At 59.9% G+C, this 7,858-nt stretch carries 7 protein-coding genes and 1 pseudogene; 6 read left to right on the top strand and 2 right to left on the bottom strand.

The window, feature by feature from the left end; all coding sequences use genetic code 11:
- The first annotated feature begins 52 nt into the window (after positions 1-52).
- Complete coding sequence (locus Q7T45_RS27740) at positions 53-1,075, top strand: MBL fold metallo-hydrolase (RefSeq protein WP_304875267.1); 1,023 nt, start codon at positions 53-55, stop codon at positions 1,073-1,075.
- Between the two features lie 3 nt (positions 1,076-1,078).
- Here the strand turns inward: Q7T45_RS27740 and Q7T45_RS27745 are convergent, their stop codons facing one another.
- Complete coding sequence (locus Q7T45_RS27745) at positions 1,079-1,801, bottom strand: DUF2786 domain-containing protein (RefSeq protein ID WP_304875269.1); 723 nt, start codon at positions 1,799-1,801, stop codon at positions 1,079-1,081.
- Positions 1,802-2,137: 336 nt separating this feature from the next.
- On the opposite strand from Q7T45_RS27745, the gene Q7T45_RS27750 reads away from it, so the two are divergent.
- The 4 genes and pseudogenes from Q7T45_RS27750 (at position 2,138) to Q7T45_RS27765 (ending at position 5,255) form a co-directional block, all read left to right on the top strand.
- Complete coding sequence (locus Q7T45_RS27750; protein WP_304875271.1) at positions 2,138-3,331, top strand: site-specific integrase; 1,194 nt, start codon at positions 2,138-2,140, stop codon at positions 3,329-3,331.
- A gap of 694 nt (positions 3,332-4,025) precedes the next feature.
- Positions 4,026-4,214, top strand: a pseudogene (locus Q7T45_RS27755) (hypothetical protein); the annotation flags it as partial.
- 117 nt (positions 4,215-4,331) lie between these two features.
- Positions 4,332-4,775, top strand: coding sequence for a hypothetical protein (locus tag Q7T45_RS27760; RefSeq protein ID WP_304875273.1), 444 nt, complete (start codon positions 4,332-4,334; stop codon positions 4,773-4,775).
- Between the two features lie 255 nt (positions 4,776-5,030).
- Positions 5,031-5,255 (top strand): HGGxSTG domain-containing protein, encoded by a 225-nt coding sequence (locus Q7T45_RS27765; protein WP_304875281.1) that lies wholly within the window; start codon positions 5,031-5,033, stop codon positions 5,253-5,255.
- 50 nt (positions 5,256-5,305) lie between these two features.
- Here Q7T45_RS27765 and Q7T45_RS27770 read toward each other — a convergent pair whose 3' ends face one another.
- Complete coding sequence (locus tag Q7T45_RS27770) at positions 5,306-7,264, bottom strand: calcium-binding protein (protein ID WP_304875275.1); 1,959 nt, start codon at positions 7,262-7,264, stop codon at positions 5,306-5,308.
- Positions 7,265-7,360: 96 nt separating this feature from the next.
- Between Q7T45_RS27770 and Q7T45_RS27775 the strand changes: the two genes are divergently transcribed.
- Positions 7,361-7,585, top strand: coding sequence for an HGGxSTG domain-containing protein (locus tag Q7T45_RS27775; RefSeq protein ID WP_304875283.1), 225 nt, complete (start codon positions 7,361-7,363; stop codon positions 7,583-7,585).
- Positions 7,586-7,858 lie beyond the last annotated feature (273 nt).

The following is a 7,858-nucleotide window of genomic DNA, read 5'->3' on the forward strand; positions in this document are numbered from 1 at the left end:
GTTGATGGCCCGCGGAAATTCCGTAAGCTGGCGGACGCGGCCGGGGTACCAAATGTCCGACGATCTGCAATTCACGGTCCAGCGTCCGCCGGCCTACGGCGAATTGACGGACGTCTTGCCCGGGCTGTTCTGGGTACGACTACCGGTGCCGAGAGCACCCAATCACGTCAATTGCTGGCTGCTCGACAACGGCCCCGGATGGACGCTGGTCGACTGCGGCATGAACACCGACGACGTTTTCGAGATCTGGGACAAGCTTTGGCGTGGACTGCTGCGCAGCCGCCCGTTGCAGAACCTGACCTTCACACATGCCCATCTCGATCACTTCGGCTTTGCCAGTTATCTGGTGAAGGAATCGAAATGCACGGTGCGCCTGCCGTTGGCCGAATGGCTCAATGGCTGGAAGATGTGGCATGAGCGCGAGGAAGCTCCGGACGAGCAGCTTGCCGCGTTCATGAAGCAGAACGGCGCATCGGACGGCGACACCGCAGGGATCATGGCCGCGCAGCGCCGGTCGAAATACCTCGGCCTGCGGCCGCCGCGCGAATTCATTCGTATCCGGGACGGCGATCTGATCGCCATGGGGCAACGCGAGTGGCGGGTGATCACAGCGGGCGGGCATTCGCCTGAACATGCGTCGTTCCATTGCGAGAACGACAATATCCTGATCACGGGCGATCAGGTTCTGTCGCATATGACGCCATCGGTGATGGTGCCGTCAGCGCAGCCGGAGGCCAACCCGATGAAGGAATACCTCGAGTCGCTGACGCGGCTGGAAGCGTTGCCGGCGGATACACTGGTGCTGCCGTCACACGGTCTGCCGTTTCGCGGGCTGCATACACGGCTGGCTCAGCTGCGCGAGCATCACCTGGCGCGGCTCGATGACGTGGCGTCCGCCATCGCCGGCCAAACCACGGCGTTTGCGATCGCGCAGGAAGTGTTTTCGCGTGCGCTCTACGACAACCCGCGCCAGGCCTTCGGCGAGTCGCTGGCCCATCTCAACATGCTTGCATCGACCGGCAGACTGACACGCGACGTCAGCGCCACGGGCGTGATCTCCTTCACGCCGGCATGACCCTCAATCCGCGGACCCTCCTACCGCGGGATTGATGGCCAATGACGCGCCGGCGACGCCGCCGGCTTCGTAGGCTGTCATGGACACCGTGCGCCCGGTGCTGCGCGCCGCCCGCAAATTCAGGCCGAGCTTGCCGAACTCGTCATCGACGATCGAAGCCTTGAGGACGACGAGCCCGCGCCCGGTGCCTTGATTCACCTGATCGCGGGCGGCCTTCATCGCCGTCAGCTTCTCCGCGATGGACGCGACCATTCCCAGCGCGAACGAGGCGTTGGCCAGATGCCGCTGATTGTGCTGGAATCGGCGATAGCCTGGCGTGGTCTTGTAGCGGCCGAGTTCGGAGCGGACCGCGGCGTCGATCAGCTCGGCCAAATAGTGCGCGACCTCGATATCGGAGCGGAGGCCGAAGAAGACATACCGGTTCTCGCCTGCCTGATTCTTCTCGCGCCAGACCCGGCAACCGCAGAAATTCGCGATGGCGCCGATGCAGTCGTCGAGCGGGATTCGCTTCTTGCGCCAGGTCTCATAGGCGCGCCGCGCGCAAGGCGCCTTGCGAAGGTCGATGTCGGTCAGCGACAGATCGTAGCGATCGAGCATCTCGGCGACCTTGGCCGCAGCCGACAGCGCTTCCTCTTCGGTACAGCCATTGTCGATGGTCTTGGCGCGCAACGCCTGAATGCGCGTCTTGAGCTTGTCGAGTTCGGCGAGATTGGGGGTTTGGTTCACTGATGCGTGGCCCCAGAACGGTCCGACCGAACTGACGCCCGGACATGGCGGAGAGGAGGGAGAAGGTTCGAACCAGCCCGCCGTCGCTGCTACGCAGCTATGGCGCGGCACCCGCCTTCGCTAGCGCTCGCCGCGCCGAAGCGCTAGCGAAGGCGGGTGGCGGAGAGAGTGTCCGACGAACTATCAATTGTCAATGTTCGCCGGCATCCGCCAGTGATTTGAAATCGCCTATAATTATAGGCCATATCTTCGCTCTTGCTCGCCACCGTCTATTTCCGTCCGCCCCAAGCCGTGCTATTTTTGGGGACTCAGTTGGGGACCGGATTGGGGACGGACATGGCCAGCAAACTCACCGCGCGGAAAGTCGAAACTGCCAAGCCGGGCAAATACAGCGACGGCGGCAATCTCTATTTGATCGTTTCGGAAACTGGAGCCCGCAAATGGGTTCTGCGGTTCACCTGGCGCAGCCGGGCCAAAGAGATGGGGCTTGGTAGCGCGGCCAGCGTTCCCCTTGCCGACGCCCGCGAGAAGGCCGCCAGCGCCCGCCGTAAGATTGCCCAAGGCCTGAACCCGATTGATGTGCGCAGGCGCGACGGCGGCATTCCCACTTTTGGCGAGATGGCGGATGACGTGCGGGAAGCCCTTTCCGCCGGTTTCCGAAACGAGAAGCACAAGGCGCAATGGAAATCAACGCTTGAAACCTATGCCGCCCCTTTGCGCGCCAAGCCGGTGGACACCATCGCCACCGATGACGTTCTGACGGTTCTCAAGCCCATCTGGACGACTAAGGCCGAAACCGCCTCACGGGTACGCGGGCGGATTGAGAAGGTGCTGGACGCGGCAAAGGCCAAGGGATTCCGTGAGGGTGAGAACCCCGCCCGGTGGCGGGGGCATCTGGATCACCTTTTGCCGCGCCCGTCGAAACTGGCTCGTGGCCATCATGCCGCTATGCCCTATGACGACGTGGCCTCCTTCATCGCCAGCCTGCGAGAGCGGGAAGCCGATTCGGCGCTGGCGCTGGAGCTATGCATTCTCACCGCCGCACGCTCCGGCGAAATCCTGGGAATGCGGTGGTCGGAAATCGACTTTGAAAAGAAAATCTGGACAGTGCCCGCCGCCCGAATGAAGGCGGGCCGGGAGCATCGCGTTCCACTGTCGTCGCGAGCCATCGCAATCCTGCACCAGCTGGAAAAGCTCAAGGCCGGCGATTTCGTTTTTGCCGGGCAGACCCGCAACAAGCCACTGTCCAACATGGCAATGGAAATGGTCTTGCGGCGGATGAAGGTTGAGGAAGCGACGGTGCACGGCTTCCGTTCCAGCTTCCGGGATTGGGCCGGCAACGTTTCCAGCTTCCCTCGCGAGGTCGTCGAGACTGCGCTGGCGCACGTCATCGGAGACAAAGCAGAGCAAGCCTACCGGCGGAGCGATGCATTGGAGAAGCGCCGTAGGCTGATGGAAGCATGGGCCAACTATTGCGAGCCTCGGGCCAACATTAATGTCGTTTCGCTGCGAGCCCCCCATGGGGCGTAGCGGCAACACGCGGAAGGGCAGGAAGACGCCGCCGGGTGAGCTTGAAAAGCTTCCGCAATTCCAGCCCGGCCGTTTCAGCGCGGTGTTCCCTATAGATCCAAAAACAAATCGCGCTTTGCGATTTCCGCCAGACCGCGAGGAAAAAATAATAGGTGCCCTTTCTGAAGCCATTCAAGACTACGTTCAGAACGTACAGTTCAACGGAATGCCAACGAGCTTGGAAAGATTCCTCGAGAACGCGCTGATTGCGATTTCCATCTATGAAAATAGGTGCGCCAACAAACCGGCGTTTGACCGAAAACGTGCAAAGCGCCTATTGATAAGCGCTGAAAACGCGCTAGGTCGGGCGCAAAGTTTCCTGCAGCAAATTGCTGAATGGGGGGAACTTTCGTACTTCCTGGAGATAGTCTTCATGTCCAGCATGAGGGCAAACAGGACACCTTCGACTCAGGCGAAGGGAAATGCCCACGAAATTGCTCGTGGTCTCAAGGTTGCAATGAAGGCATCGGATAAAGAGCGCGAGCAATACCGGAAAATTTCGCCGGAACGACTTGTTTGGGATATTTCTAGACTAACGTTACTGACAAGATTGGCGGCGGAGCGGTCCGACTTTCAGCCGGGCGACTACCGCCGAGATGAAATTTCGCAGGAACTCGCTAACGATCTGGCCCTTGCTTGGATGAAGGCCGCAAATGACAACGGCTGCACTCCGATCGATAACCCGGGACCGCGCTGGAGCGGCTACGTCCACAAGCTGCGCAAGGCCGGGATTGTCATTGAGACGATTCGGGAAGAGCACGGCGGTCCCTTCTCCGGGCAGCACGCCCGTTATGTGTTGCGGAGCTTGATTACCATCCTCGAAAAGGAAGGCGGCAAGTCGTGATAGCGATTGCTGGCCCAGAAATCGTCACTGGCGGGGCTTTGGCCCCGCCCGCACTCCGACCCTGTTCGATGCCGCGAACAATCACGAACGGGGTTCTGGCCCGTGTGGAGGGTGGTCATGCAGATACGCCCTAAAAGGAACAAGCGGATCGATGCGCCGCATGTTCGCCTATATAACTGGCTCCTGACGTCGCCGGCATATCTTTCCCTCAGTTGCCCGGCGCGGGCGCTGCTCATCGAAGTTTCAAGGCTCTACAAGGGCAGGAACAACGGCCAGCTTGGCTTATCCGTTCGCCGAGCTTCCGAGCGGTGCAACATTGCGCGCGGAACGGCCCAGCGTGCCTTTGCCGAACTCCAGGAACGCAGTTTCATCGAGCTTGTGAGCAAGGGCGCCTTTAGCCGGAAGTCTCCTCACGCAAGCGAATGGCGCCTGACCTTTCACACCTGCGACGTGACCGGCGAACTCGCAAGCAAAGCCTTCATGCGGTGGGGGCGCGAAAAACAAAGCGCGGTATCAAAATATCCCGTCGCGGTATCAAATCAGAGCCAGCGTGCGGCATGAGACGGGTTGAAAACAGCCTTGCGGGGCCTCCGATTGATACCGTGACACTTCGAAGGCCGGTGTTTGCGGTATCAATCCAAGGCACACATATAGTTTACCATAGGCAATAAGGCGGTGAGCGAAGCGCGCCCCCAAGGTGCGCTGTAGCGAGCGAACCGCCGGAAAGGGAACAGGATGCCGCGACCCCGCGAACGGGTTTGCTTGCAGGACGGTTTGAAGCTGAATTTGAATGGGCTCGCTCGAAACGGCTGCAATATGCACCGGGCGAAACGGTGCGAAGCGCGAACGCGGAGCGGGAAGCCGTGCCAGTCGCCAGCGATGGCGAACGGTAGATGCCGAATGCATGGCGGACCGTCACCGGGAGCACCAAAGGGCAACCGGAATGCAGTCAAGCACGGACGCTGTACGGCGGAAAACATCGCCAGGCGACGCGAGATTTCTGCACTGATCCGCGCCGCTCGTGCCTTGGACGTCGGCTAGACGTCAACATTGAGGCGGGGCGCCGCTAACACGTCAAGAATGACAAGTGGTTACACCACTAGAAAATCGCCATTCGTGAGGCTCGCGATGTTTGTGAGGGTCGCAAATTGGACGGCAGCCGCCGCGCCGGTGCCATCCGGATCGTAGCTCAAAGCGCCTGTGGCGGAATTGTAGATGATGCGGTCATTTGAATCCTGTGCCGTGGCGCCCACAATGAATGCATCGGCAGAGAGATGGCCTTCGTTGAGACGCGAAAATGTATCCGCATTCTCAAGTTCAAACGTATCGACGCCCGGATTGAAATCTTCGATTCGAACAATGGCGTCGCCGAGCGAGCCGGTGAAATAGAACGTGTCGTCTCCAGAGCCGCCATTCAGGATGGAATTGTCCCGGTTCAGGATCGTTTCGAGGCGGTCATTGCCGGCGCCGCCCAAAACTGTATCCAGCCCGTCGCCACTCACCAAGGTGTCATTGCCGCCACGGCCATCAAGGGTATCGTCCCCCAGACTGCCGAGTATACGCTGGCCAAAATCATTGCCTACAAGTTCCAGTGCGCTAAACGTAGCGAAACCTTGATAAAGCGTGAGCTCTTCAATCTCGCTGCCGGGCGTCAACGTATAGCTCGAATCTACATAGACGACGTCAAATCCTTCGCCTCGCGCTTCGTTTACGATATCTTCGTCGTGATGCCCGATGATATAAGAGTCGTCGCCAGTACCGCCGTTCATGGTGTCGTAGAATTTTCCCCCATCCAGCCAGTCGCGCCCGGCGCCGCCATTGAGCGTGTCGGTGCCGGCGCCGCCGTAGATGAGGTCGTTTCCGTCGCCTCCGTTCAAGATATCGTTGCCGGCAAGGCCCTGGAGTTCGTCGTTGCCGCCACCGCCTGTGAGGACGTTGACTCCGACGTTGCCCCTCAGCACGTTGTTTAATTCGTTACCGGTGAGATTGATTGCCGCGCTCACGCCCTCACGATCGGTCATCAAGGTTTCTACTGAGGCGCCGGACCGTAGTGCATAACTAACACTTGCAATCACTCGGTCGGCACCTTGGCCGGCTGCTTCATTGACGATGTCGTCCGCACTATCGACGAAATATCGGTCGTCGCCGCTGCCACCGTTCATCGTATCGGCACCCTCTTTGCCGAACAGCGTGTCATTGCCATCGCCGCCGTTCAGGGTGTCGTCGCCGCCAAACCCGTTCAAGGTGTCGTTGCCGGCGCCGCCGTTGAGGATGTTGTCAGCGGCGTTGCCTTGCAGGAGGTTGTTGAATTCGTTGCCGGTAAGGTCGATCACGGCAATACCGTTGTTGTTGTCGGTCGTCAGAATCTCCACCGAGCGGCCGGCCTGCAGCACATAACTGACGCTTGCATAGATTCGGTCGCTTCCTTCACCCCCGTTTTCGTTGACGATGTCGTTCGCATTGTCGATGTAATAAAGATCGTCGCCGATGCCGCCGTTCATCGAGTCGGTTCCGGTGCCGCCAAAAAGCCTATCGTTGCCGCCGCCACCGTTCAGGATGTCTGCACCGCCAAGCCCGTTCAAGCGGTCGTTGCCGTCCCCGCCGTCGAGAATATTGTCGCCATCGTTGCCCTGCAGGACGTTATTGAAGGCGTTGCCTGTGAGGTTGATCGCCGCGGTGCCACGGTTGTCCGCGGTGGTCAGAATCTCGACCGAGGAGCCGAACTTCAGCCCATAGGTAACACTCGCATAAATCCGGTCATCGCCTTGCCCCGCCGCCTCGTTGACGACATCATCCGCGCTGTCGACGTCGAAACGATCATTGCCGTCGTCGCCGTTGAGAATGTCATCTCCGATGCCGCCGATGAGTCTATCGTTGCCAAGGGCGCCATTCAGAATGTCATCCCCACCAAGGCCCCAGATCACATCATCGAGCGCAGTGCCGTCCAACGTTTCGCCGCTGTTCGTTCCAACGATTGTCGCCATGGACATTGCCTCGGGCCGGAAGGCGGTTTCAGTAGGTATTAAAATAGCAGCGATGCTCAGCGCCATGGTTGATGCAGATCAAAGGTCGGAGGCCAGGAACCACGCCCTTGGCAGCGGGTGGGGCACGGACCAAATCGGAGAGACAACCCCATGCACTTGGATATGCACCGGGCGAAACGTTGCGGAGCGCGAACGCGGAGCGGGAAGCCGTGCCAGTCGCCAGCGATGGCGAACGGTAGATGCCGAATGCACGGCGGTCCCTCGCCAGGAGCACCGAAGGGCAATCGGAACTCATTTAAGCACGGACGCTATACGACAGAGAGTATCGCTAGACGACGCGAGATTTCTACACTGATCCGCGCCGCTCGTGCTTTGGACGTCGGTTAGACGTCAACAAAAGGCGGACCACAGCCAACACTTGAAGAGTGGATGGCTGGCAGAGGCAATGCCACTGGGGGGCTGCCGGGCTACGCTCCCGATGTTTACAAAACAAGAAAGTCCCATCGCGTCAGTGCAAGCCCGGCATCGAGTTCGGCAAATTTCACCGCAGCGACGGAACCCGTTCCATCTGCATCGTAGAACAGATCGCCGGTCGCCTTGTTGTAGATGATCCGGTCGGCGGCATCCTGGGCCGCTTCGCCGATTACGAACGCATTCACC

It is taken from the genome of Bradyrhizobium sp., assembly GCF_030646015.1.
Lineage (GTDB): Bacteria > Pseudomonadota > Alphaproteobacteria > Rhizobiales > Xanthobacteraceae > Bradyrhizobium.